Below are 25,426 nucleotides of genomic sequence, written 5' to 3'. Positions count from 1 at the left end.
AATTGTGAGGTTATCAGTTATCATTTTAAATTATAATGTACGCTACTTTTTGGAATTATGCCTTAAAAGTGTTGAAGCTGCTATTAAAGATTTGGAAGCCGAAATTATTGTAGTGGATAACAATTCGTCAGATGATAGTTGCAAAATGGTAAAGCAACAATTTCCTAATGTAATTTTGATTGAGAATAATGAAAACTCAGGCTTTTCAAAAGGAAACAATTTAGGTGTTGCAAAAGCAAAGGGGGAGTATTTGTGCGTTCTCAATCCTGATACGGTTGTAGCAGAAGATATATTTAAAAACGTACTTCAGTTTGCTGAAACAAAGCAAAATTTAGGTATTATCGGTTGTCAATTGATTGATGGTAATGGGGAATTTTTACCAGAAAGCAAACGTCATATCCCAACAGCACGAATTGCGTTTCAAAAAATGATGGGTTATGCAAACAACTATTATAATTTAGATATAGACGAAAATGGCATAGGAAAAACAGATGTTTTGGTTGGCGCATTTATGTTTTTAAAACAAGAGACTTATAATTCTGTTGGGGGTTTTGATGAAGATTATTTCATGTATGGTGAGGATATCGACTTATCTTTTAAAATTCTAAAGGCTGGTTTCTCCAATTACTATTTTGGTAAAACAAGTATCATACACTTTAAAGGCGAAAGCACCTTAAAGGATAAGGTTTATGCCAAGCGTTTTTATGGGGCGATGGAAATTTTTTATAGGAAACATTTTAGTAAAAATATAGTGTTCTCTCTTTTGGTAAAACTAAGTACAAAGCTAGCATCTAAAAAGAGAAGAAGTATTCCTGAAATAAAAGAAAGTGACATTATAAAAACGATAATTGTTTCTAATAATATGCCCGAAGCATTAAAACCAAAATTGCCTCAGCCCGTTTCAAAAGTCGCAAATCTTTCAGGTGCTATTAATAATGCTTTAATTGTGTTCGATGCTAATCACGTTAGTTATAAGTCTATAATAGACTACATGAAGTCTAAAAATATTACTGGCAAAAATTCATATAGAATATTACCAAAAAATAGTAATTTTATCCTTGGAAGTGATAGCAATGTCAGTAGAGGAGAGGTATTACACTTCTAAATGTTTTAGTTGAATAAAAATCAGCAAAACACACTATTTTTTACTAATTTTGCATTCAATTAGCTAATAAAGACCTTCAAATTATAGATATGGCAAAGTTTGAACTTAAGTTACCTAAAATGGGTGAAAGTGTTGCGGAAGCAACGATAACGTCTTGGTTAAAAGATGTTGGTGATACAATTGAAGCAGATGAAGCCGTTTTAGAAATCGCTACGGATAAGGTGGATAGTGAAGTCCCAAGTGAAGTAGATGGTGTATTGGTTGAAAAACTCTTCAATGTGAATGATGTTGTGCAAGTTGGTCAGACTATAGCTGTCATAGAAATAGAAGGTGAAGGCGGTAGCGAAGTGGTAGCTCCAAAAGCAGAATCTGCTGTTGAATCTGATGCACCAAAAGCTGTTGCTGAAGTTGCACAGACGGTTACAGCAGCAAAGACTACTGTAGAACCTGTAATTTCTTCTGGTGAACGTTTTTACTCGCCTTTGGTTAAAAATATAGCAAAGCAAGAAGGTGTTTCCCAAGCAGAGTTAGACGCTATTTCTGGATCAGGGAAAGATGGTCGTGTTACTAAAAATGATATTAAATCATATTTAGAATCTCGTGGGTCTGCACAAGCTTTAGCGACAAAAGCAGTTGAAGTAAATCAAGATACCACAGTGAATGAGGCCGCTGAGCACAGTCGTGTTGCAGTCGAAGTACAAAAAACAGAGGTGCCAAAATCTTCGGATAAACCAGCTGCTGCTCCAGTAGTTGCTTCTGGCGAAGATGAAATTATAGAAATGACCAGAATGGGTAAGCTCATCTCTAAGCATATGGTTGATTCTGTGCAAACGTCAGCACATGTACAATCGTTTATTGAAGCCGATGTTACAGATATTTGGAACTGGAGAAATAAGTATAAAAACGACTTTAAAAAACGTGAAGGTGAAAACCTAACCTTTACACCAATATTTATGGAAGCCGTGGCAAAGGCATTACGCGACTATCCAATGATGAATATTTCGGTACAGGGCGACAATATCATTAAAAAGAAGCATATCAATTTAGGTATGGCAGCAGCTTTACCAGATGGAAATTTAATTGTACCGGTCATTAAAGATGCCGATCAGTTAAATCTTTTAGGTATGGCCAAAAAAGTAAATGATTTAGCGGGTAGAGCCAGAGAAAACAAATTAAAACCAGATGACATACAAGGTGGTACATATACTGTAACCAATGTCGGTACATTTGGTAGTATCATGGGGACTCCAATTATTAATCAACCTCAAGTTGGTATTTTAGCACTTGGTGCCATTAGAAAAGTGCCAGCAGTTATAGAAACTCCACAAGGAGATTTTATTGGTATCCGTTATAAAATGTTCATGTCACATTCCTATGACCATCGTGTGGTAAATGGTGCTCTAGGTGGGCAGTTTGTAAAAGCTGTAAAAGATTATATAGAAGCTTGGGATTCTAGTAGAGAAATTTAAACTAAAGTATCTTTACAGGTCAATTACTCTTATAAAATTAAAAGCACAGATTTTAACTGTGCTTTTTTGTATGAGAATAAATAGTTCTTAGTTTTATTGTGTGGTATTAGTTTAATTCTTCACAATGGAATCCTCCAGATTTTATTAGGTTGATTACATCTTTTTCGCTTAAATTTTTTTGAGATTCAACTCTTAATACTTTGTCAATGTCTTCTAAGTCTATAGACCAATTTAGAATACTAGAATTAGAATTAAGCAATACTTTTATGCTGTTTAGCTCTAGTTTTGTTTTTATGTTTGTTTTAAAAATTTGAATTTTAAAACCATTTTTTTGACTTTTATAAAATGGACTAATCATTAGTTTCTTCTTTAGAAGTTAAACGATTTATATAAGCTTCATAAGCTTTGTTACCTTCTTCTTTCCAAAAGTTGTCATAATGTTCCCATTTAGAGAATTGCCTTTTAGATTCGTGATTACAATTCGACGTTTTGGTTTTTTTCTTGTCTTTACCGCCAAAACCACCGCAGCCACCCAGAAGGATTTTAAATAGAATAAAAACTCCTACGGCCTCCCAAAATGTTAGTGTAGTAAGTCCAAAAATCATTGGCATTAACCAATTCCATAGCCACATGATAACAAAGCCAAATAATATGGCTAGACCAGTTATAAATATGGTACCAAATATTATCATTCCAGCAATTTCACCAGGTGATTTGCCTCTCATTTTGTGTTTAAAGTAATTTGACATATTTTTTTATTTAACTAATTATTTTCTGTTTAGGTTTTAAGTTTTTGTATAAAAGTGAAATAGCCCTATGCCTTCTAGACATTAACGTGCCTATAGGTATACCTGTTTCTTGTTCAATCTCTTTATAAGTGTAGCCCTCAAAGTCTATAGCGATAATAATCTCTCTATAGTGTGGTTTAAGATTAATTATTGCTGTTTTTAGTTCTCGTTTCATTTGCTTAGAATATAAATCTGAAGATGTTTCATATATTAAAGTGGCAAACTCAATTAATTTTGTTTCGTTTTGAGACTCATAATCAATTTTATTGGTCTTTGAGCTTCGCATAATATCTATAAGCTTGTTTTTAATCGCACGATATACAAAGCCTGCTACATTATTAATCGGCGAATATCTGTCAGCACCAGTAAATAGTTTCAAAGCTACATCTTGTATAATATCTTCAGCATCTCTATTAATACTCGATTTAAGATTTGAGCTTACATAAGATTTAAGAGCATTATACTCCTCGTTAAAAAACGTATTTAGCTTTTTGCTATTTTCTGATTGGTTCATTTAAAAGCGCTTTTTTACAGCTCTCAGTTATAAAGACGTAACTTTTTTAATCTATTGCATTTTTTTGTCATTAATTAATGACGAAACACATTCTATTCTGTTTCAGAGATTTTAATTAATAATCCCAAACCAGCTTTTCTAATTCGGTGAAGGCTATTCTACTTATTCTATTTATCTTTGGTATTCAAAATAAAAATAATGCAGCTCAACCTTAACAAACCCATTTGTTTTTTTGATTTAGAAACTACTGGTATCAATATTTCTAAAGACAGGATTGTGGAAATTTCTATCTTAAAAGTGTATCCTAATGGTAAAGAGGAAACTTACACAAAGCGTGTTAATCCAACGATTCCTATTCCACCAGAGGTAACTAAGGTACATGGGATATCAGATGCTGACGTGGCTGATGCACCAATTTATAAAGATATTGCAAAAGAGGTACACAACATTATAAAAGACTCGGATTTAGGAGGTTTTAATTCTAACCGATTCGATATTCCGCTATTGGCAGAAGAAATGCTACGTGCAGACATTGATTTTGATATGAAAAATAGACAGTCAGTCGATGTACAGACGATTTTTCATAAAATGGAACAACGTACCCTAAGTGCAGCCTATAAATTTTATTGTGATAAAAATTTGGATGATGCGCATAGCGCAGAAGCAGATACTAAAGCAACTTACGAAGTGTTAAAAGCACAATTAGATACATACGAAACTTTAGAAAACGATACCAAATTCTTGGCAGAATTCAGTTCTAGAAAGAAATTTGCTGATTTTGCAGGCTTTTTAATTTTTAACAAAGAAGGGGAAGAATGTTTTTCTTTTGGTAAGCATAAAGGCAAACGTGTTGTTGATGTTATGGAACAAGAACCAGGTTATTTTGGTTGGTTGCTCAATGCTGACTTTCCTTTGTATACTAAAAAAGTGTTAACTGCTATTAAGTTGAGACAGTTCAACAATAAATTAGGCTAGTCTAGCAATCTGAAAACCCGAATAATCGAGCAAGTCTAAGATGAAATTAATTTGTATAGGTCGCAACTACACCGACCATATTGAGGAACTAGAAAACCAAAAACCTACTGATCCTGTAGTGTTTTTAAAACCAGATACTTCAATTTTATTAAAAAAACAGCCTTTTTTTATTCCAGATTTTTCAGATGATGTACACCATGAAGTTGAAGTTTTGGTAAAAATCAAAAAAGTAGGTAAGTACATCGATAAGAAATTTGCACATAAATATTATGATGAAGTTGGACTTGGAATAGATTTCACAGCTCGTGATTTGCAAGCAAAATTAAAAGCAAAAGGTTTGCCTTGGGAAAAGGCCAAAGCTTTTGACGGTGCTGCTGTAATAGGTGAATGGTTACCTAAAACCCAGTTTAAAAACATCGATACTATTAGTTTTAGTTTAAAGAAAAATGAAGAGATAGTACAGTCTGCCAATACAAAATTGATGTTATGGAAGATTGATGAACTTATCGAATATGTCTCAAAATATTTCACTTTAAAAATCGGAGATATTATCTTTACAGGCACACCAGCTGGTGTTGGCAAGGTTGTTGCGAATGACCAATTAAAAGGATATATTGAAGACCGAGAAATGTTTTCAATTAAAATAAAATAAATGGCAGAACATTATAAACTAGATCGCGTACGTGACATGGCCGATAATGACGAGGATTTCGTTATGGCATTAGCAGCAGCTTTTATCGAAGAAGTTCCGGAGGATGCGGAGCGTCTAAAAAAGGCAGTACCTTCAAGAGACTATCACGAGACCTATCAGGCCGCCCACAAGATGAAACCAACTATCGAGTTATTCGACTTAGGTGTTTATGACGAATTGATTGAAGTGCAGAACTGGGGTAAATTTGAGGAAGAGGATAAAAATATAGATAAGCAACTTCAAAAAGTGCTCAAAGCGGTAGAAAACGCTACTAACCAGATTAAAGCAGACTTCGGGTTATAAATGCAAGCAGAAATAATAACAATTGGTGATGAGATACTCATTGGCCAAATTGTAGATACAAATTCAGCATTTTTAGGGAAAGCATTCAATAAAATAGGTGTGTCTATTTATCAAATCACGTCAATACAAGATGATAGGACACATATTCTTAAGGCTTTAAAAGAGGCAGAAGATAATGCAGATATTATTATAATTACAGGAGGATTAGGACCTACCAAGGACGATATTACCAAACATACTATTTGTGAGTATTTTAATGATACTTTGGTTGAAAATAAAGCTGTGCTCGCTCATGTTGAGCATTTATTTTCAAAATATATCAGTACACCAATTTCAGACTTAAATCGTCAGCAAGCACTAGTGCCTTCTAAATCAAAGGTGCTAATGAATCGCTTTGGTACAGCACCCGGTATGTGGTTAGAAAAAAACGGAAAAGTATTTGTGTCGCTTCCAGGTGTACCATATGAGATGAAGGCTTTAATTAGTAATGATGTTATCCCCGCTTTAAGATTAAAATTCGAATTTCCTTACATAAAGCATAAAACCGTATTGACTTACGGTGTGGGTGAGAGTGCAATAGCTAATAGAATTGAAGGTTGGGAAGAGGCTTTGCCAAGCCATATAAAACTAGCTTATTTGCCAAGTTTAGGGAGGGTAAGACTACGTTTGTCCGGTAAATCAAGAGATAAGGATTTACTCGAAACCGAAATAGAAAAACAGATAGATTTACTTCTGCCTCAAATTGAAGATATTTTTATTGGCTTTGAAGAAAATGGCTCTATTGAGACCCTAATAGGGAACCAGCTCTCAAAATTAGGAAAGACATTATCATTGGCTGAGAGTTGCACTGGAGGAAAAATAGCCCAAGTATTAACGGCCAATGCTGGTGTGTCAAAATATTTTAAGGGAAGTATTGTGAGTTATGCAACAGAAAGTAAGATTAATGTTTTAGAGGTTTCTAAACTAGACATAAAGTCATATTCTGTTGTGAGTAAAGAAGTGGCTGAAGCTATGGCTATAAATGTCCGAAAGCTTTTTAATACAGACTACGCCATAAGCACAACTGGCAATGCTGGTCCATTAAAAGGAGATTCAGACGCTGAGATTGGCACAGTGTGGATTGCATTAGCTACAAAAAATGAAGTCTATTCTCAGGTTTTTAATTTTGGCAACCATCGCGATAAAGTGATTATGAAAGCTACGAATAAGGCTTTTGAAATGCTTCAAAAAGAAATTTTCAAAAAGTAGGACTTTATGTTTGTTGAAACGTAAAGTTTTCTTAAATTTGCACCCTGTTTTAAAATAACATACCTTAAAGAAAGAATACAATGTCAAGAGTTTGTGAACTTACTGGGAAAAAAGCAATGGTTGGAAACAACGTTTCTCACGCCATGAATAAAACAAAACGCAAGTTTAACGCCAACTTGGTTAAAAAGCGTTTTTTCATTCCTGAAGAAGATAAGTGGGTAACATTAAAAGTTTCTACATCTGCGTTAAAGACTATCAATAAAATTGGTATTAGCGCAATGTTAAAAGAAGCTAGAGCAAAAGGATTTTACAAATAATAGCATACGCTAAAGTCAATTTACAATGGCAAAGAAAGGAAATAGAATACAAGTTATCTTAGAGTGCACAGAGCACAAAGCTTCTGGTATGCCAGGAACTTCAAGATATATTACAACGAAAAATAAGAAGAATACGCCAGACCGTATGGAGATTAAAAAGTTTAATCCTATTCTTAAGCGTATGACAGTTCATAAGGAGATAAAATAATAAATCATGGCAAAGAAATCAGTAGCGTCTTTACAGACAGGATCAAAGCGTTTGACAAAAGCTATTAAAATGGTGAAATCACCAAAAACTGGAGCTTACATGTTTGTAGAATCAGTAATGGCACCAGAATTTGTCAATGACTTTTTAAACAAAAAATAAGCTACATTTAGATGTAGATTTATAAAACTGCTTTCATTTGAAAGCAGTTTTTTTATGGCTATATTTGAGTGAATCTGACAACATAGCAGTAAATTATTATAGGCAAGGTTATTGCTTTAAGCTTTATAGATTTACTTTTTAAAGATAGATCAAACAACTATACAAAAACCGACTAAACGATAAAATGAGTTTTTTTAAAAAAATATTTTCTTCTGAAAAGAAGGAAACTTTAGATAAAGGTCTGGAGAAGTCTAAATCTTCTTTTTTCAATAAATTAAATAAAGCTGTTGCTGGTAAGTCTAAAGTTGATGATGACGTACTGGATAATCTTGAAGAAGTTTTGGTAACAAGTGATGTTGGTGTAAATACAACATTAAAAGTTATCGAACGTATTGAAGAACGTGTTGCAAAGGACAAATACCTTGGGACTTCAGAATTGAATATAATCCTTAGAGAAGAAATCGCAGGTTTATTATCCGAAACCAATTCGGGTGAGGATACCGACTATACCATCCCGGAATTGCCAGCTCAAGAGCATGGAAAAAAAACACCATATGTCCTTATGGTTGTTGGTGTTAACGGAGTTGGTAAAACAACTACAATTGGTAAGTTGGCTTACCAGTTTAAAAATAAAGGCTTAAAAGTGGTGCTTGGTGCTGCAGATACCTTTAGAGCAGCAGCAATAGATCAATTACAAGTTTGGGCAGATCGTGTAGATGTACCAATGATAAAGCAAGAGATGGGTTCTGATCCTGCTTCTGTAGCATTCGATGCATTACAATCTGGTGTTAATCAAGATGCTGATGTGATTATTATAGATACTGCTGGTAGATTGCACAATAAAGTTAACTTAATGAATGAGCTATCTAAAGTAAAGCGCGTGATGCAAAAAGTGGTTGGAGATGCACCACATGATGTACTTTTAGTCTTAGATGGTTCTACTGGGCAAAATGCTTTTGAGCAAGCCAAGCAGTTTACAGCTGCAACCGAAGTAACGTCTTTGGCCGTGACCAAATTAGATGGTACAGCCAAAGGTGGAGTAGTGATTGGTATTAGTGATCAATTTCAAATTCCTGTTAAATATATCGGAGTAGGTGAAGGCATTGAAGATTTACAAGTGTTTAATAAATATGAATTTGTGGATTCTTTTTTTAAATAAAGCGAAGTTTCTCTATCAGTAGCATCTTCTATTCTAACGATTACAAAACCTTCACTTAGAACAACATAAATTTTCGATTGTTTTTTGCCAATTCACAATACATTGTATTTGGTGCAATTTAAATTAAGTTCAATTCTTATACTAATGGTTTAAAATCTAAGTCTGTTATAATCGTAATTCAACAATCGTAAATCATAAATCATTGCGTATCTTTGCCAACTGATTTGCAAAACCATGCGTACTAAAACTTTAAAGAAAAATAGAATCAATGTCGTTACCCTTGGCTGTAGTAAAAATGTTTACGACAGTGAAGTCTTAATGGGACAACTAAAAGCGAGTGGAAAAGATGTAGTACATGAGCAAGAAGGTAATGTCGTAGTGATTAATACTTGCGGTTTTATTAATAATGCAAAGGAAGAAAGTGTAAATACCATTTTGCACTATATGCAAAAAAAGGAAGAAGGTGAAGTCGATAAAGTCTTTGTAACAGGTTGTTTAAGTGAGCGGTATAAACCAGATTTGCAGAAAGAAATTCCTAATGTTGACCAGTACTTCGGAACTACTGAGCTACCAGGATTGTTAAAAGCACTTGGCGCCGATTACAAACATGAATTAATAGGTGAGCGTTTAACAACAACACCAAAGAATTATGCTTATTTAAAAATTGCCGAAGGTTGCGATAGACCCTGCAGTTTTTGTGCTATTCCTCTAATGCGAGGTAAGCATAAGAGTACACCTATTGAAGATTTGGTTACAGAAGCAGAGAAACTTGCGGCCAATGGTGTTAAGGAACTCATTCTCATTGCGCAAGATTTAACCTATTATGGATTAGATCTATACAAGAGAAGAAACCTTGCTGAGTTGTTAGAAAACCTAGTTAAAGTTGATGGCATAGAGTGGATACGTTTACATTACGCATTCCCAACAGGTTTTCCTATGGACGTTTTGGATATTATGAAACGTGAGCCAAAGATTTGTAACTATTTAGATATCCCTTTGCAACATATTTCAGACGCAATTTTAAAGAGTATGCGTCGTGGAACTACAAAGGAGAAAACTACAAAACTACTTCAGGATTTTAGAGCAAAAGTTCCGGAAATGACCATAAGAACTACATTAATAGTTGGTTATCCTGGTGAGACTGAAGAGGATTTTCAAATATTGAAACAATGGGTGAAAGACATGCGTTTTGAACGTTTAGGATGTTTTACCTATTCACATGAAGAAAATACACACGCCTATAATCTTGAAGATGACGTTCCTGAAGATATAAAGCTTAACAGAGCTAACGAAATTATGGAAATACAATCTCAGATTTCCTGGGAACTTAACCAAGCTAAGATAGGGCAAGAGTTTAAAGTGGTTATCGATCGTAAAGAAGGCAATTATTTTATTGGTCGTACTGAGTTTGATTCGCCAGATGTAGATAACGAAGTTTTAATTGATGCCACAAAAACCTATTTGAAAACAGGTGAATTTGCTACAGTGAAAGTTGTTGAGGCTGAGGACTTTGATCTTTATGGAGAGGTTGTGAATTAATCATTTGCTTAACCTTTAATCTATTGGGTGTCCAAAACATAAGATATAGCCATCAATATCTTCAATCTCAAAATCTCTATTACTATATTCTTTCTTTAAAAAGTTAACATGCTCTGAGTGTTTGGCAAAAGCTTTCGATTTTAATATTTTCTTTTATTCTTCTAGTGACTTACCGGTTTTTTTCAGGCATATTGTTAATCATGATATATAATGCTTTTTCCATAATAAATATTTTATGTGACTATTCCCACAAATCTGTGTCTTATAATTAAACCCAATTCCATCTATGAGAAATCCAATAAAGCATAATAGACTACAAATAGCATTATTATCACTCTATATATTCATATCTGCGATGATTTGGATTTTTGTTTTTTAAACTACAATTCCAAAGCTATTTTGGTGTCATTGCATTAACGTAAGTGAAGCTTTTCCCAAAATAGCTGGCCATTAATTTTTTGTTCTTCCAAAGTGATTCGGCAACTAAAACGTAATCTTTCATTTTTCATGATGAGGTAATTATGTTTTAAATCACAAGCAAAAAAGGAAAGGGCTAAATTTTCATAAAAACACCTTTTAAGCTTTCATGTCTTTTACTACTAAGCTTACTGAGAATACTCCTAGTTTCATAGTACTATAAATTTGCGTGTTCTTAAGATAGTAAAATATAAAAAATGTTTTAGCTAGATTTTATTTTTGTGGAAGACATTTATTTGCTTAGATTTAATAGCTTTAAGAAGTTAACCATCTTTAAATATAATTAATATGACAAAATTTTACACGTTAAGCGTTTTCTTATTATACTTTACTTTTTCATTCTCACAAGAACGTATAGCTGTAGCGCAAAGTAGTAGAGATGTGGTTATACTTTTAGACCCTAATGATGGTTCGTTAATTGATAATGACTTTATAGATTTAACAGCTTTTGGTGCAGGTACACCAAAGGATATTTTACAGGTTAGTAATGAGCTTTGGATAACAGATCAAATTGAAGATAGAATAGATAGATTTGACTTAACAGGAAGTTATATAAGTACAATCGATAGTTCGGTAGGTCTTGATAATGTTAGAGGATTAGCCTCAGTCAATGGTGAAGTTTGGGTTTGTAATGCAGGTACAAATAATGGTGCACCTGGTAATGCAATTATCCGGTTTGATACTGCAGGAAATCTATTAGGTAATTTTTCTACAACTAATAGTCCTTTTGATGTTGTTGATACGGGTACCGAAGCTATTATAGGCTTTATCAATACCGATTCAATAGAGCGGTTTGATTATAGTGGTAATAGTTTAAGTGTTATTACAACTACAGTCGATTTTCCACAACAAATTCAATACAATGAAACCGATGTTTCAATTTATGTCGCTGCTTTTAGTGCACCACGAGGTGTCTATGAATTTAATATACCCTCTGGTAATCAAGACTACTATTTAGATATAGGCGTTAGCCTAAGAGGAATTATAGAATTAGATAATGGTAACTTATTAGCATCAGGTGGTTCTGGTCTTTACACTGTAAATACCACAACTAATGCATTTACAAATTTTAACACAGAAAGTTCTCAATATCTAAGTAGAGTTAATTTAACACCTTTAAGTGTAGAGGAGGACACACTTTTAAGTTTTAGCATACATCCTAATCCTGCAACAGATGATTTAAACCTTACGGCAAACATTAATTTTACGAATATTAGAATATCAAATCTTTTAGGTCAAAATGTTTTTGAGCTAAATACCGATTCTAAAACTGAACGAATTGACATTTCTAATCTAAAAGCTGGTGTGTATATGCTATCGGTTCAAAATGAAAATAGAAGTGTGGTAAAAAAGTTTGTAAAGAAATAGTAGTTCTAATTCAACTAGACAAAATGATAAGTTGTCTGTAAATAATGGATTATAATTACAACTCATAAGCATTATTGTTTACAAAGAAAATAGAGTTAACCATGAATAGTTTTCCGTTTTCCCAAAAGCTCCTAAAAAGTGGATTATCTGCCATGTATATATAGCTTCCGCTGCCCATGCGTTCTTCACCAAATACCAAGGTTTTGTCTAAATTCTTTAGTGCATCTTTACCGGCAAAACCTGAATAAACTTTTGCATCGTTTAAGTAAGCGATATTGTAACCTTCATCTAAAAGATTATAGGCAGAGCTTCCCAGTTTTAAAGAAAAGTAGTTGTCGCCATAACCAAAACCCATAGGGTGTGTACGATCTACATTGGTTTTAAAAATAGCACCGGTGATAAGTTTGTTGGTGTACTCACGTTCGCGATCTGCATAAGGAGTTAAATTGTCATCACCTTCATCATTATCTGATTCTTTATAGTTTAAACTAAAACCATCCTTACCAGCAAAGCTTCTAAGCGCACCGTCTATGGCAATAACTTTTCCGCCAGAAAGTACCCAATCTTTCAATTTTTTCATATTAGTATCATCTAAGACATTGTCATAATAACCACTGGGCATAATCAATACGTTATACTTACTTAGGTTGGTTCGACCAAAATTATCTGTGTTTATCGAAGTTAAAGGATAGTGTAATTGTTGCTCAAAAAAGTGCCAAATAGCACCGTAACTCAACGATGAAGTGCCTTTACCAGAAAGCACAGCAACTTTTTGGTTATTAATAAGTTTTATGTCAGGTGAACCTATGTCTGGAGTAGTTTGAGAAAAACCAGAATTGATTTGCGTTAAAGTTTGTTCATGCTCTTGCGCAATTTTATTCAAAACGTCTATAAAGTTTTTAATATGCTTATTATCTCCTTTTGTAATAATTAATGAGCCACGTTCAAAACTTGAATTGTTAGAACTAAATGGTTTTTCAGTAAATCTAACTTTGAAATTGTTTTTCAACAAATCTGCCAAAAACTGGGCATTATCCATAGAATTCCATTTGCTAACGTAGCCATAAGCATCTTTTAAAATTTGTAATGCATTTCGTTCTGCCAATTTGCTACTGCTCACTTTGGTTGTACTTGCAATAGCATCTAAGCCATAAGCATAAGGTGCTGACCAAGCTGTAATATCGTAAGTTAGTGAATCGGATAGTTTGGCATTGGGTTCAAACAGAACTTTTACCATCTTACCTTTTGGCTGATTGGTGTGTACCACTATAGCATTTGCATCAATAGTCATACTGCCTTGCTGACCTGTGGCATAATTATAACCCGTTACTTTTGAGCCATTTGCATTTTCAAAAGTAATTTCGTGTTTGTTGAGTAATTTTTTTAAACTATTTAACTTGTCCGTATTACCTTTTAGAACATAGCTCTTATATTTTAAGTTTGAATTGTCAAAGAATTTTGCAAATTCGGTATTCAATTGTTTTGCATTTTTAGAAGCAATTTCAACAGTGGATAGCCCTGTGGTTGTATGATGCGTCAGTCGTTCCACTAAGGTTAAAACATGTCCTTCATCATTTAAAATACCAAGTCCTGCCATGCCGTGACCTCCTTGTTCGTAGGTCATACCAATAGCTCCCATATAAGTTGGATAGGTATCTCCATAACTTGGGTAGAATAAATCGAAACGCTCTCTGGTAAAGAACAACCAACCTTCAGCATCAAAATATTTTGCATGATTTTTACCGATTTGTATCTGAAAATTGCGCTGCCAATCACTTATAATTTCATGGAATGGTTCTGCGGCTGGTGCAAAATAATAAGGTTCATTGGGACCTTGTTCATGAAAATCTACATGAATATGTGGCATCCATTTGTTATAAGCATACAATCTCAATTCACTTTCTATTTGCGTTGCCCAAGCCCAATCCCTATTTAAATCAAAGAGGTAATGATTAGGTCGTCCACTAGGCCAAGGCTCATTATGTTCACTAGCTTGTTTGTCAATGTCGTAAGGTTGGCTGGCCGTCTCGTTGTACCAATTCACATAGCGATCCCTTCCATCAGGATTAAGACATGGATCAATGATAACAACCGTGTTCTCTAATAAATCTTTGCGCTCAGTTAAAAGTTTATAGAGTGTTAGCATTGCAGCTTCTGTACTAGATGCCTCGTTACCATGCACATTGTAGCTCAACCAAACAATAGCAACATTTGTGGCACTCGGAATACCGCTGAGTAGTCCTGTGTTCTTTAGGTTATTTTCTCTAATGGTCTCTAGGTTTTTTATATTTGCTTTGCTAGAAACGTAGGTCAAATACAAAGGCCGTCTTTCATAACTTGAGCCATATTGCTCTAGCTTTACTTGATTTGGAGCGGCAGCAGCAACAGCTTTAAAATAATCTACTACCTGATGGTGGCGACTAAATTGTGTGCCAATATCATAGCCTAAAAACTCACTTGGAGATTGAATATTTTGTGCAGAAATGACCGATGTAGCAATAAAAAGAATAAGGAAAAAATTGCGCATGTGTTATGTTGGTTTTGTTTCAAAGCTAGTAAATATAGTTAGGGATATTGAGAATATGATGCTTGTTATTTGAATTAACTAAAAATTAGCAATTAGAATTTAACACTTGCCGTATATTTATACCTTTATAATATTTTTTTATGCCAACCGACTGTCTTTCCTTTAGAGATACCAACTACTTTTCTGATTTCATATGTGATTATCTCGATGAGAAATCAGAATTACAACAACTTTATAATCGGTTTCCAACTCTCGAAAACTTTAAAGCTCAGATAGACGAGAAGCTCCATTCTAAACTTGTTTCAGAATCCCGTAAAAAAGTTTTAGTAGAGGTGTTAAAAGAACAGCATTCTAATTTGGAAACTTCGGAATTGACTCAAAAACATATTGAAAGTCTAGCTTTAAAAAACACATTTACAATTACAACGGGTCATCAGCTCAATTTATTTACCGGGCCATTATATTTTCTATACAAGATTATATCGACGATAAATTTAACGAGGCAATTAAAGGAAATATATCCGGATTACAATTTTGTACCTGTGTATTGGATGGCTTCAGAAGATCACGATTTTGAAGAAATCAATTATTTTAATTTTAAGGGAAAGAAAATCCGATGGAATTCTAATCAGACGGGTGCTGTAGGACGTTTTGATACCGATGGGTTGGATAAGGTTTTTGAAGTGATTTCAGCCGAATTTGGAGTAAGTAAGCATGCGGAACAATTAAAAGACTGGTTTAAGAGCGCATATTTGAATACTGATAATCTGGCTGATGCTACACGCCATTTGGCCAATGCATTATTTGGTGAACATGGCCTAGTAGTTTTAGATGCAGATGACACTGACTTAAAGCGTTTATTTGTTCCACAGATAAAACGTGAGTTGCTCGAAAAAACTGCTTTTAAACACGTCTCTGAAACTAATAAAATACTTGAGGACTTAGGACTTAAGATTCAAGTTAATCCAAGAGAAATCAATCTATTTTATATAAAAGATGATTTGCGCGAACGTATCGTTGAAATTGATGGGGTCTATTCTGTTTTAGGAACTGATATTAGTTGGGGCAAAGACGAATTATTAAAGCATCTCAATGAGTTTCCTGAACGCTTTTCACCAAATGTGATCATGAGACCGCTTTATCAAGAAGTTATTTTGCCAAATCTCTGTTACATTGGTGGTGGAGGGGAAATGATTTATTGGCTACAGTTAAAATCTAATTTTGAAGCACAAGGAGTAACATTCCCAATGCTATTGTTGCGAAACTCGGCGTTGGTAAAAACAAAAAAGCAGTCAGAAAAGTTGGAGAAATTAAATATTTCCGATCAAGATTTATTCTTGGATAGAAATTCATTCATAAATAAAAAGGTTCGAAAAATATCAAATATAGATATTGATTTTTCAGAGCAAATCCAACACTTAGAGCAACAGTTCAAAAATCTGCATCAACTAGCTGAACAAACGGATAAATCATTTATTGGAGCCGTAAGAGCCCAAGAGGTTAAACAGATAAAGGGCTTAAAACATCTTGAAATGCGATTGCTTAAAGCACAAAAACGTAAACTGAAAGATCAGATAGAACGCTGTACTGAGCTGCAAGAACAGTTGTTTCCCAACCAAAGTCTACAGGAAAGAAATATTAATTTTTCAGAATTGTATTTGGAGCATGGAAACAGTTTAATACCAGAATTAATAAAATCTCTTGAACCTTTAAAGGGAGAATTTTCCATAATTACGTTTTAGATTTTAATTTTAAAGACTGTTAAAAATTATTCAAAAAATCTAAAGTCGTCAATCTAAAATCTGAAATCAATTAGTATTTTTGCACATGCAACACAATAAAGTCCTAATTTTAGATTTCGGATCGCAATACACACAGCTTATAGCAAGACGTGTAAGAGAATTAAATATTTATTGCGAAATCCATCCTTTCAATAAAATCCCAACAGATTCAGATAGTTTTAAAGCGGTAATCTTATCTGGTAGCCCAAATTCCGTAAGGGGAGAAGATGTACTTCATCCAGATCTTTCAGGAATTCGAGGTGAAAAACCTCTATTGGCAGTTTGTTATGGTGCCCAATATTTAGCGCATTTTTCTGGAGGAGAAGTGGCTGAATCTAATACCCGTGAGTATGGCAGAGCCAACTTAGATTTTATTAAAGCTGATGAGGATTTCTTTGAGAATATCCATGAAGGCAGTCAGGTATGGATGAGCCATAGTGATACAATTAAAAAATTACCAAATGGTGGAGTTTTATTGGCCAGTACAGAAGATGTTGAAAATGCAGCTTATAAAATTGAAGGCGAAGATACATACTCTATTCAATTTCATCCAGAAGTTTATCATACAACTGATGGGCACCAATTGCTTCAAAACTTTCTAGTAAAAATCGCAAAAGTAGAACAAGATTGGACACCAAATGCTTTTGTTGATGAAACGGTTGAAGAATTAAAAAGTAAGCTTGGGGATGATAAGGTGGTTCTAGGATTATCGGGCGGTGTAGATTCTTCTGTAGCAGCGATGCTATTGCATAAAGCAATAGGGAAAAACCTCTATTGTATCTTTGTAAATAATGGCTTATTGCGAAAAAATGAGTTCGAAGATGTACTACATCAATACGAAGGCATGGGATTAAACGTTAAAGGTGTAGACGCTTCGGCACGTTTTTTGGATGCCTTAGCAGGAAAGAGCGACCCTGAGGATAAAAGAAAAACGATAGGTCGTATGTTCATTGAGGTTTTTGATGATGAAGCACACCGTATTAAAGATGTAAAATGGTTGGCACAGGGTACTATTTATCCAGACGTTATAGAAAGTGTGTCTGCCACGGGCGGACCAAGTGCTACGATAAAAAGTCACCATAATGTAGGAGGGTTGCCAGACTTTATGAAACTTAAAGTTGTTGAACCCTTGAAAACATTATTTAAAGATGAAGTCAGACGTGTTGGTACTTCTATGAATATGGATTCTCAGCTTTTAGGCCGTCATCCATTTCCTGGACCAGGTTTGGCAATTAGAATACTTGGAGATCTAACTCGGGAGAAAGTACGTATATTACAAGAAGTAGATGCTATTTTTATAAATAACCTTCGTTCTTGGAATTTATACGATAAGGTTTGGCAGGCTGGTGCCATGTTATTACCTGTAAACAGTGTAGGCGTAATGGGAGATGAGCGTACATACGAAAAATGTGTAGCGCTTAGAGCGGTGGAAAGTACAGATGGCATGACAGCAGATTGGGTAAATCTACCTTATGAGTTTTTACAAAAAACCTCGAATGAAATTATTAATAAAGTAAAAGGTGTTAACAGAGTGGTGTACGATATCAGCTCTAAACCACCAGCAACGATTGAGTGGGAATAGATTTTGTGACTTGTCAACCTAATTTGTTTCTTAAAACAGGTAAAATAGAATACATGAAGAATTTTGTAACCGTTATATTAATTGTTTTTACGATAAGTCTAAGTGCTCAAAATTATATTGAGCATAAGGTAAAAACTGGTGAAACCATTGAGAGTATTGCCAAAAAATATTTGGTAACTCCCTTCGATATTTTTGCATTAAACCCAGATGCCAAAACAAAATTTCAGCCCAATACGATTTTAATCATTCCAAACTCTAAGATTAAGAATGAACCTATTGAGGAAGAATCACGTGAGTTAATAGGTTACAAAAAGCATAAAGTAAAGCGTAGAGAAACACTTTACGGCTTATCAAAAAAATACAATGTCTCTGAAGATGATATAAAAAAAGCAAATCGTTTTCTATACTCAGAGAATTTAAAAAAGGGAGATAAAATCCGTATCCCCAAATACAAGACTTTCGTCTCTAAGCAAACCCTAAGAAATACGGTTAGAAAATATACGGTCTTACCCAAAGAAGGTAAATGGAGGGTTGCCTATAAATTTGGAATTACTGTAGCGGAGTTGGAAGATTTAAACCCTAATATGAAACCAACTCTTCAGCCGGGAGATGAGCTTAATGTTCCCAACATTCAAGATAAAGAAGAAAAGGCAATAGAAGCTGAGTACAACTACTATGAAGTATTGCCAAAAGAAGGTTTTTATAGGCTTAAAATAAAAACCGGTTTAACTCAAGAGGAACTCGAAGACTTAAACCCAGAATTGAAAGATGGTGGATTAAAAGTAGGTATGGTTTTAAAAATCCCTGCCTCAGTTGATACGTCTGAAAATATGTCTAATGTAGAAACTACAAAATTAGAAACTAGCTTAAAAAACTTTGAGACTAAGAAGATCGCTTTAATGATGCCATATCGCCTCAATAGAATTGATACAGATTCTGTTGCCGAAGCCAAGGCTATGATAAAAAAAGATAAGTTATTGTCTATTGTCTTAGATTTTCATATAGGAGTTAGAATGGCTTTAGATTCTGCTAAACAATTAGGTATTTCAACAGATTTAAAAGTTTTTGATACTCACTATCAGGCTTCAAGAACCAGTGAGCTCTTAAATGAGAATGATTTTTCCGATTATGATGCCGTTATCGGTCCTATGGAAGAAAAAAGCTTTGATAGAGTCGCAAATGCTTTAAAACGAGATAGGGTCCCCGTAATTGCAGCTTTAAATAAGCCTAAAGAGGTTTATGGTAATGTGTTTCAAACTATTCCTGAAAATAAATTGTTGCAAAAAGCAATGATTGATTTTGTAAAAGCAGATAGCTTAAAAACTAAAGTTGTGATAATTGCTGACCAAGCACATCGTGAGGTAAGCAACATGTTGAAAAAAGAGTTTCCAAATGCTGCACAGATATATTCGGAGAAAGACAAGAAAACTGGCAAGGACGAATATTTTGTCTACCCTGTACGATTAGAAAATATGTTCCCGAAAGGTAAAACTTATGTGTTTTTAGAAACCAATAGTATGCCTATGGCATCTAGTGTAATTAGTATGCTTAATGGTTTGGTTGTAGATAGAAAAGAGATTGTTTTGGTAACTCTAAAAATAAACGAGGCATTTGAAGGCAAGGATGTTGATAATAATAATTTATCTAACCTTAAGTTTCATTATCCATCCGTAAATAAAGATTTTGATGAAGAGAAATCCAATGGCTTCGTGAAGGCCTATAGAAAAGAGTTTGGTGTTTCACCAAGTAAGTATGTAGCTCGTGGCTTTGATCTCACCCTAGATATTCTATTGCGTTTGGCAACTGAGGATAATCTATATGAAGCGTCAAATGATAGTATTGAGACAGAATACATCGAAAACAAATTTAGATACAACAAATCGTTATTCGGTGGTTATACCAACGAAGCTGTCTATATTGTTAAGTTCGATAATTTAAGAATTGTAGAAGCTAATTAATATGACCTCTAAAGTCACATATTTGGGCAATCTTAGAACAGAAAATGTTCACGCAAAATCCAATAATTCTTTTATTACGGATGCACCAACAGACAATAATGGGAAAGGTGAAGCGTTTTCTCCAACAGATACTGTTGCTACAGGATTGGCAAGTTGTATGCTAACGGTTATGGGAATTAAGGCACAAGACATGGATATTGATATGTCTGGTACTACAGCCGAGGTTACAAAAACCATGGCAAGTAACCCAAGGCGTATCTCTAAAATAGAAGTTTTTCTTAATTTTCCGTTTGAAACTGATAATAAAACCCGAAAGATTTTAGAGCATACCGCAAATACTTGTCCTGTACATTACAGTTTACATCCAGATATTCAGAAGAGTATCACGTTTAACTGGCAATAGATGCAAATAAAACATGTTATAATCTCACTGTTGTTTCTTTTTGTTGGATCAACTTCCAATGAAGAAAGTATGACATGGAGTGAATCGCGGAAATTAACTTGGGAAGATTTTAAAGCAAGTCCAAATCCAAATTCAGATGCTGTAGCTTTAACGGCTTCTGGTATTACCTTTGGATATTCTGTAAAAACATCTGGTCGCAGAATTATAGACTTCACCACTACGGTAGAGGCACATTTTTACCCTAATAAATCTTGGTATTTAAACGATAGAGCCGACGATTATATATTAGCACACGAGCAGTTGCATTTTGATATAACAGAACTCTACGTACGTAAGTTTAAACAACAGTTAGAACGTTTGGTAGCTAATCAAAACATTAAGAAACAGATGAGCCAAATCCATGTGGCTATTAATGAGGCTTTAGAAAAGATGCAGAAAAGCTACGATGCCCAGACCAAACACTCTATAAATGTTGAAGCCCAAAAGTATTGGCAGAACTTCATAGAGGAAGAACTAGTGAAGTTGGATAAATATAAGTCGCAATAAATAAAAGGGAATTTTTGTCACTCCTGTAATGGTCACCGAGCGTAGTCGAAGTGAGGCAGTAATCTATTTAGATAAATAATAAAATTGTATTAATGGAACCAGACAAAAATGCTCTAATTGAATTGGCTCACTACAAAATGCCTTTTGGAAAATACAAAGGAGAATACCTCATTGACATCCCAGAATACTATTACACGTGGTTTAAGCAAAAAGGCTTTCCAGAGGGAAAACTGGGCAGAATGATGCTACAAATGCACGATATAAAAATCAACGGACTGGAAGAGTTGATATATAGGATTAAACGGGATTTTAAGAAAACATAATTAAAGTTTTAGTTACACTTTCTTATACAATTAAAGTTTATTCTATTCTTTCTATGGTTTTTATAAATTCATTATTATGGTTGAATTCTAGTTTTTGGGTTAACTTATCTGTAGTGGGATAAAATTTAATTTTAAGCGGGATGAGGTTTGAATAAAAAGTATTTTCATCTGCTGGATAGATATACATAGGGTTGTCTCCATGTGAGGAAAGTGTCATTTTTCCATTTATGATCTTTATTTCAACTGTGGTTTTTTCTGAAGGGAAATCGTAAACTCCAATGTGCTTTTTCATTGATTGGGTTAACGGTATTTTTTTTGGTGCGGATTTTGGAATACTATATTTACGATCCAATAAAATATCTCTTATCGCATAGCCTAAAAGGCTTCTTTCGCTAAATTCACTATTGGTTAAAACGATAACAACAATATTATCCTTTTTGTAATATCTGTGCATTGATTTATAACCATAAATTCTTCCTGAAAAGCCATATACTAAAATTGGGTCATTTTTAGATTTTAAGTAATCCCATACTTCCCAACCATAGGTGTTAAACGGTCTTGGTTCTTTTTGTAAAGGCCACCTTTTTTTCATTAGATCGACATTCTTTTTGGATAGGAGCGTTCCGTCTTCAACAGCAACATGAAACTTATATAAGTCATCAACAGTAGAATAAAGTGAGCCTCCTCCGCCTAAAGAATAACTGTCAAAATATCTAGCAAATGCAAAATTGTCTACTCCATATTCATCAGGGGCTCTATTAATACCAATAGATAGACCTGGTATTTTTTGTCCCTTTTTTTGTCTTAAACCAGTGTTTTTAAGCTTTGCTGGTTTAAAGATAAATGTATTTAAGTATTCTTCATATTTCATCTCGCTTACTTGTTCTATGATATAGGTCAGAGCATAAAACCCCACACTCGAATACTCACTTTTTGTTCCAGGATGAAAGCGTAAAGTGTCATTTTTAACCGAAAGAACACGTTCTAAATGACTTACGTTTTCATTATAATCTTGATAAGAGTCCCTTTTTAGTCCAGATTGATGAGAGAGGAGATGATGAATCGTAATTTTATCGGAACCGTTTACCTCTGGAATCCACTTTTCTAGTTTGTCGCTTAAGTCTATTCTTCCTTTTTCAACTAACTGCAAAATAGCTACTGTTGTAAATTGCTTTGTAATCGAACCTATAAAATATTTTGAATCAATTTTGTTTTTTGTTCTTTTTTTTATGTCCGAATATCCAAATGCTCCTTTGTATACAATTTCTCCGTCTTGAGCTACAAGAACAGAACCACTAAATGGTTTTAAACTTTTTACATTGGCTTGTATTAATTCGTCTATCTTTTTTACTTTTTCTTCATGTGTTGTACAGCTCAATAAATGAAGTGTAGTTGCAAGTATTATTAATAGTATGTTTTTCATTTTGTACAATTTTTAATAAGTTTATTTAGGGTCTCATTTAAATGGGTTTGGTCATATTGATTGATGCCTTCAAGGGCAATCGTTCTATTTTGCTTTATGATTTCTATTATTTTATCTAAGGCAGCTTTACCTTTTTTACTTGGGGTTAGTTTAAATCTTCTTCTATCAGTTTCATGAATTTCACGATTTAAATAACCATTTTTTCTCAACAGCTCAATCATTCGAGTAACCGAAGCCTTTTCTTTAAACAGCACATCGCTTAGCTCTTCTTGAGTCATTTCGGGATTGCTGGAGATTAAAGTGAAAATCAGTGCTTGATCTACTGTAATGTCAGGAAATGCTTTCCAAAGTTGTTTTTGAGCAAAGTGCCTATACTCTTTGATAGATCTTTCAATGGTGTAGAATATTACTTCATTAGGTAATTTAAACATATTGATATATATAATATTGATATATCAACAAAAATATAATTTTCTTTTTAATAATCCTAATTTATTATATAAAGTCCTATTATCGTAGATTCTAAAATAGGGGTTAGGGCTCATTTCTTGAAAATAACGTATTAACAAAGTATAAACAAAAGCGAGAAGTCATTGCGTTCAAAATAACCTTTCAATGTATTTTGATATTGTAACCTATTTAATTGTCATTCCGAACTTGCCTGTATGAACTTGTTTCAGTATTTCGGAACCTAAATAGAAAATAATTTTTATTTTCTTGTTTCAATATTAGTTATAACTAAATCAATTTTGAATGGTGTAAAGATTGTTGAAGCCATTTTTTATTGTAAATTTGCCTGCGTTTAACAGCGCAACATGACCACAAATCCTAAGTATATCTTTGTAACTGGCGGTGTGTCTTCCTCACTCGGAAAAGGCATTATAGCTGCATCTTTGGCTAAACTTTTACAAGCTCAAGGTTATAGAACTACCATTCAAAAATTAGATCCCTACATCAATATAGATCCTGGAACCTTAAATCCTTATGAGCATGGTGAATGCTATGTTACGGATGATGGTGCAGAAACCGATTTAGATTTGGGGCATTACGAACGTTTTTTAAACGTACCAACTTCTCAAGCTAATAATGTAACCACTGGTAGAATTTACCAAAGTGTTATTGATAAAGAACGACGAGGTGAATTCTTGGGAAAGACCGTTCAGGTGATTCCCCATATTACAGACGAGATAAAGCATAGAATTCAAATCCTTGGTAATTCAGGAGATTATGATATTGTTATTACAGAAATTGGCGGAACTGTAGGTGATATCGAATCTTTGCCATATATAGAGGCTGTACGTCAGTTGCAGTGGGATTTGGGAGAACATAATGCTTTGGTTATTCACTTAACGCTTATTCCTTTCTTATCTGCTGCTGGAGAATTAAAAACCAAACCAACACAGCATAGTGTAAAGACTTTAATGGAGAGTGGAGTACATGCTGATATTTTAGTCTGTAGAACAGAGCATGAATTAAGTGATGGATTAAAAGCTAAATTGGCGCGTTTCTGTAACGTAAAGCAAGAAGCTGTTATTCAATCTATAGATGCATCTACAATTTACGACGTGCCAAATTTAATGCTAGAAGAAGGTTTAGATAAAGTAGTGCTCGAAAAATTGAACCTCAAAAGTGATGTACCAGATCTAGACCAATGGAATGAATTTTTAAAGCGTCACAAAAACCCAAAAAGTGAAGTCACAATTGGTTTAATAGGAAAATATGTAGAGCTTCAAGATTCTTATAAGTCTATTTTAGAAGCCTTTATTCACGCTGGAGCAGAAAATGAAGTAAAGGTTAAAGTAGAGCCCATTCATTCTGAGTACTTAAATGAGGACAATATAGATTTTAAGTTAAGGCATTTAGATGGTATTTTGGTAGCACCTGGTTTTGGTGAGCGTGGAATAGAAGGGAAAATTGATGCTGTAAAATACGTTAGGGAAAATAATATTCCTTTTTTGGGGATTTGTTTAGGTATGCAAATGGCAGTGATAGAATATGCCAGAAATGTACTGAACCTTAGTGATGCAAATTCTATTGAAATGGATGAGAAGACACAAAATCCTGTCATCAATTTAATGGAGTCACAAAAAAATATAGTGAATAAAGGTGGAACGATGCGTTTGGGAGCTTGGGATTGTGACATTACTGAAGATAGTATTGCTTATAAAGTTTATGGCAAAGCAAACATAAAGGAGCGCCACAGACATCGTTTTGAATTTAATGACAATTACAAGGCGCAGATTGAAACTGCTGGTATGAAGACAACAGGTCTAAACCCAGAAACGGGACTTGTGGAAATCATTGAAATACCAAATCATAATTGGTTTGTTGGTGTACAATATCATCCAGAATATAAAAGTACAGTGGCTAATCCACATCCGCTTTTTGTGGCGTTTGTTGCAGCAGCATTAAAGTATAAGAAGAAGAAATAACGTGCCACTTTGGCGCAAAATGAATTTTGGATAGCTTTTTGGGACAAGTAAATCATAAATATTATCTTGAATGTCACACTGAGCGCAGTCGAAGTGTTTTAAAACATAAGATAAGAGATTAAACTAAATTA

25 protein-coding genes are annotated in these 25,426 nt (G+C 34.0%); 19 read left to right on the top strand and 6 right to left on the bottom strand.

The genetic code is table 11. The features are described 5' to 3' along the window. The first annotated feature begins 4 nt into the window (after nt 1–4). Together KCG49_RS02050 and KCG49_RS02045 are read left to right on the top strand one after the other, a co-directional pair. Nucleotides 5–1,105 (top strand): glycosyltransferase family 2 protein, encoded by a 1,101-nt coding sequence (locus KCG49_RS02050; RefSeq protein ID WP_218544503.1) that lies wholly within the window; start codon nt 5–7, stop codon nt 1,103–1,105. Between the two features lie 89 nt (nt 1,106–1,194). Next, a complete protein-coding gene (locus tag KCG49_RS02045) occupies nt 1,195–2,574 on the top strand; it encodes a dihydrolipoamide acetyltransferase family protein (protein ID WP_218544502.1) in 1,380 nt (459 codons plus the stop codon). 106 nt (nt 2,575–2,680) lie between these two features. On the opposite strand, the gene KCG49_RS02040 is transcribed toward KCG49_RS02045, so the two are convergent. From KCG49_RS02040 to KCG49_RS02030, 3 genes are read right to left on the bottom strand one after another with little or no spacing between them, the layout of a single operon-like run. Further along, nucleotides 2,681–2,932, bottom strand: coding sequence for a hypothetical protein (locus KCG49_RS02040; protein ID WP_218544501.1), 252 nt, complete (start codon nt 2,930–2,932; stop codon nt 2,681–2,683). Next, entirely contained in the window at nt 2,925–3,323 is a 399-nt protein-coding gene (locus tag KCG49_RS02035; RefSeq protein WP_218544500.1) for a hypothetical protein, read from the bottom strand. The genes KCG49_RS02040 and KCG49_RS02035 overlap by 8 nt, the downstream gene beginning before the upstream one ends. A gap of 10 nt (nt 3,324–3,333) precedes the next feature. After that, complete coding sequence (locus KCG49_RS02030) at nt 3,334–3,876, bottom strand: RNA polymerase sigma factor (RefSeq protein ID WP_218544499.1); 543 nt, start codon at nt 3,874–3,876, stop codon at nt 3,334–3,336. A 198-nt stretch (nt 3,877–4,074) separates the two neighbouring features. Here KCG49_RS02030 and KCG49_RS02025 point away from each other — a divergent pair, with 198 nt between their 5' ends. From KCG49_RS02025 to KCG49_RS01980, 10 genes are all read left to right on the top strand, one after another. Beyond that, entirely contained in the window at nt 4,075–4,851 is a 777-nt protein-coding gene (locus KCG49_RS02025; RefSeq protein WP_218544498.1) for a 3'-5' exonuclease, read from the top strand. Nucleotides 4,852–4,891: 40 nt separating this feature from the next. Beyond that, on the top strand, nt 4,892–5,503 hold the full coding sequence (locus KCG49_RS02020; RefSeq protein ID WP_218544497.1) for a fumarylacetoacetate hydrolase family protein: 612 nt from the start codon (nt 4,892–4,894) through the stop codon (nt 5,501–5,503). Continuing rightward, nucleotides 5,504–5,845, top strand: coding sequence for an Hpt domain-containing protein (locus KCG49_RS02015; RefSeq protein ID WP_218544496.1), 342 nt, complete (start codon nt 5,504–5,506; stop codon nt 5,843–5,845). After that, nucleotides 5,846–7,093: a competence/damage-inducible protein A gene (locus KCG49_RS02010; RefSeq protein WP_218544495.1), complete on the top strand. Its 1,248-nt coding sequence runs from the start codon at nt 5,846–5,848 to the stop codon at nt 7,091–7,093. Between the two features lie 80 nt (nt 7,094–7,173). After that, nucleotides 7,174–7,410 (top strand): 50S ribosomal protein L28, encoded by a 237-nt coding sequence (rpmB, locus tag KCG49_RS02005; RefSeq protein ID WP_008271039.1) that lies wholly within the window; start codon nt 7,174–7,176, stop codon nt 7,408–7,410. 25 nt (nt 7,411–7,435) lie between these two features. Next, complete coding sequence (rpmG, locus tag KCG49_RS02000; protein WP_076616981.1) at nt 7,436–7,618, top strand: 50S ribosomal protein L33; 183 nt, start codon at nt 7,436–7,438, stop codon at nt 7,616–7,618. 6 nt (nt 7,619–7,624) lie between these two features. Continuing rightward, complete coding sequence (locus tag KCG49_RS01995) at nt 7,625–7,777, top strand: DUF4295 domain-containing protein (RefSeq protein WP_008271041.1); 153 nt, start codon at nt 7,625–7,627, stop codon at nt 7,775–7,777. Nucleotides 7,778–7,961: 184 nt separating this feature from the next. Continuing rightward, on the top strand, nt 7,962–8,936 hold the full coding sequence (gene ftsY, locus KCG49_RS01990) for a signal recognition particle-docking protein FtsY (protein WP_218544494.1): 975 nt from the start codon (nt 7,962–7,964) through the stop codon (nt 8,934–8,936). A 234-nt stretch (nt 8,937–9,170) separates the two neighbouring features. Further along, nucleotides 9,171–10,475: a 30S ribosomal protein S12 methylthiotransferase RimO gene (gene rimO, locus KCG49_RS01985; RefSeq protein WP_218544493.1), complete on the top strand. Its 1,305-nt coding sequence runs from the start codon at nt 9,171–9,173 to the stop codon at nt 10,473–10,475. 765 nt (nt 10,476–11,240) lie between these two features. Further along, nucleotides 11,241–12,320 (top strand): T9SS type A sorting domain-containing protein, encoded by a 1,080-nt coding sequence (locus tag KCG49_RS01980; protein WP_218544492.1) that lies wholly within the window; start codon nt 11,241–11,243, stop codon nt 12,318–12,320. Nucleotides 12,321–12,375: 55 nt separating this feature from the next. Here KCG49_RS01980 and KCG49_RS01975 read toward each other — a convergent pair whose 3' ends face one another. Next, complete coding sequence (locus tag KCG49_RS01975) at nt 12,376–14,847, bottom strand: M14 family metallopeptidase (protein ID WP_218544491.1); 2,472 nt, start codon at nt 14,845–14,847, stop codon at nt 12,376–12,378. A gap of 140 nt (nt 14,848–14,987) precedes the next feature. On the opposite strand from KCG49_RS01975, the gene bshC reads away from it, so the two are divergent. The 6 genes from bshC (at nt 14,988) to KCG49_RS01945 (ending at nt 21,440) form a co-directional block, all read left to right on the top strand. Continuing rightward, the gene (gene bshC / locus KCG49_RS01970; protein ID WP_218544490.1) at nt 14,988–16,589 is read left to right on the top strand and encodes a bacillithiol biosynthesis cysteine-adding enzyme BshC; all 1,602 of its coding nucleotides are present in this window, start codon (nt 14,988–14,990) and stop codon (nt 16,587–16,589) included. An 85-nt stretch (nt 16,590–16,674) separates the two neighbouring features. Continuing rightward, a complete protein-coding gene (gene guaA, locus KCG49_RS01965) occupies nt 16,675–18,210 on the top strand; it encodes a glutamine-hydrolyzing GMP synthase (protein ID WP_218544489.1) in 1,536 nt (511 codons plus the stop codon). A 53-nt stretch (nt 18,211–18,263) separates the two neighbouring features. Continuing rightward, entirely contained in the window at nt 18,264–20,168 is a 1,905-nt protein-coding gene (locus KCG49_RS01960) for a LysM peptidoglycan-binding domain-containing protein (protein WP_218544488.1), read from the top strand. Between the two features lies 1 nt (nt 20,169). Further along, entirely contained in the window at nt 20,170–20,571 is a 402-nt protein-coding gene (locus tag KCG49_RS01955) for an OsmC family protein (protein WP_218544487.1), read from the top strand. Beyond that, complete coding sequence (locus tag KCG49_RS01950) at nt 20,572–21,117, top strand: DUF922 domain-containing protein (RefSeq protein WP_218544486.1); 546 nt, start codon at nt 20,572–20,574, stop codon at nt 21,115–21,117. Nucleotides 21,118–21,209: 92 nt separating this feature from the next. Continuing rightward, nucleotides 21,210–21,440: a DUF3820 family protein gene (locus tag KCG49_RS01945; protein WP_218544485.1), complete on the top strand. Its 231-nt coding sequence runs from the start codon at nt 21,210–21,212 to the stop codon at nt 21,438–21,440. 37 nt (nt 21,441–21,477) lie between these two features. Here the strand turns inward: KCG49_RS01945 and KCG49_RS01940 are convergent, their stop codons facing one another. Both KCG49_RS01940 and KCG49_RS01935 read right to left on the bottom strand, forming a co-directional pair. Further along, nucleotides 21,478–22,863: a serine hydrolase domain-containing protein gene (locus KCG49_RS01940; protein ID WP_218544484.1), complete on the bottom strand. Its 1,386-nt coding sequence runs from the start codon at nt 22,861–22,863 to the stop codon at nt 21,478–21,480. Continuing rightward, nucleotides 22,860–23,294, bottom strand: coding sequence for a MarR family winged helix-turn-helix transcriptional regulator (locus KCG49_RS01935; RefSeq protein WP_218544483.1), 435 nt, complete (start codon nt 23,292–23,294; stop codon nt 22,860–22,862). The genes KCG49_RS01940 and KCG49_RS01935 overlap by 4 nt, the downstream gene beginning before the upstream one ends. Nucleotides 23,295–23,678: 384 nt before the next feature. Here KCG49_RS01935 and pyrG point away from each other — a divergent pair, with 384 nt between their 5' ends. Beyond that, complete coding sequence (gene pyrG / locus KCG49_RS01930) at nt 23,679–25,295, top strand: CTP synthase (RefSeq protein ID WP_218544482.1); 1,617 nt, start codon at nt 23,679–23,681, stop codon at nt 25,293–25,295. The last annotated feature ends 131 nt before the right edge of the window (nt 25,296–25,426 follow it).

The organism is Winogradskyella luteola (assembly GCF_019203985.1).
Lineage (GTDB): Bacteria > Bacteroidota > Bacteroidia > Flavobacteriales > Flavobacteriaceae > Winogradskyella > Winogradskyella luteola.
The sequence above is the reverse complement of the archived record's forward strand: the minus strand, read 5'-3'. Positions and strand labels throughout refer to the sequence as shown.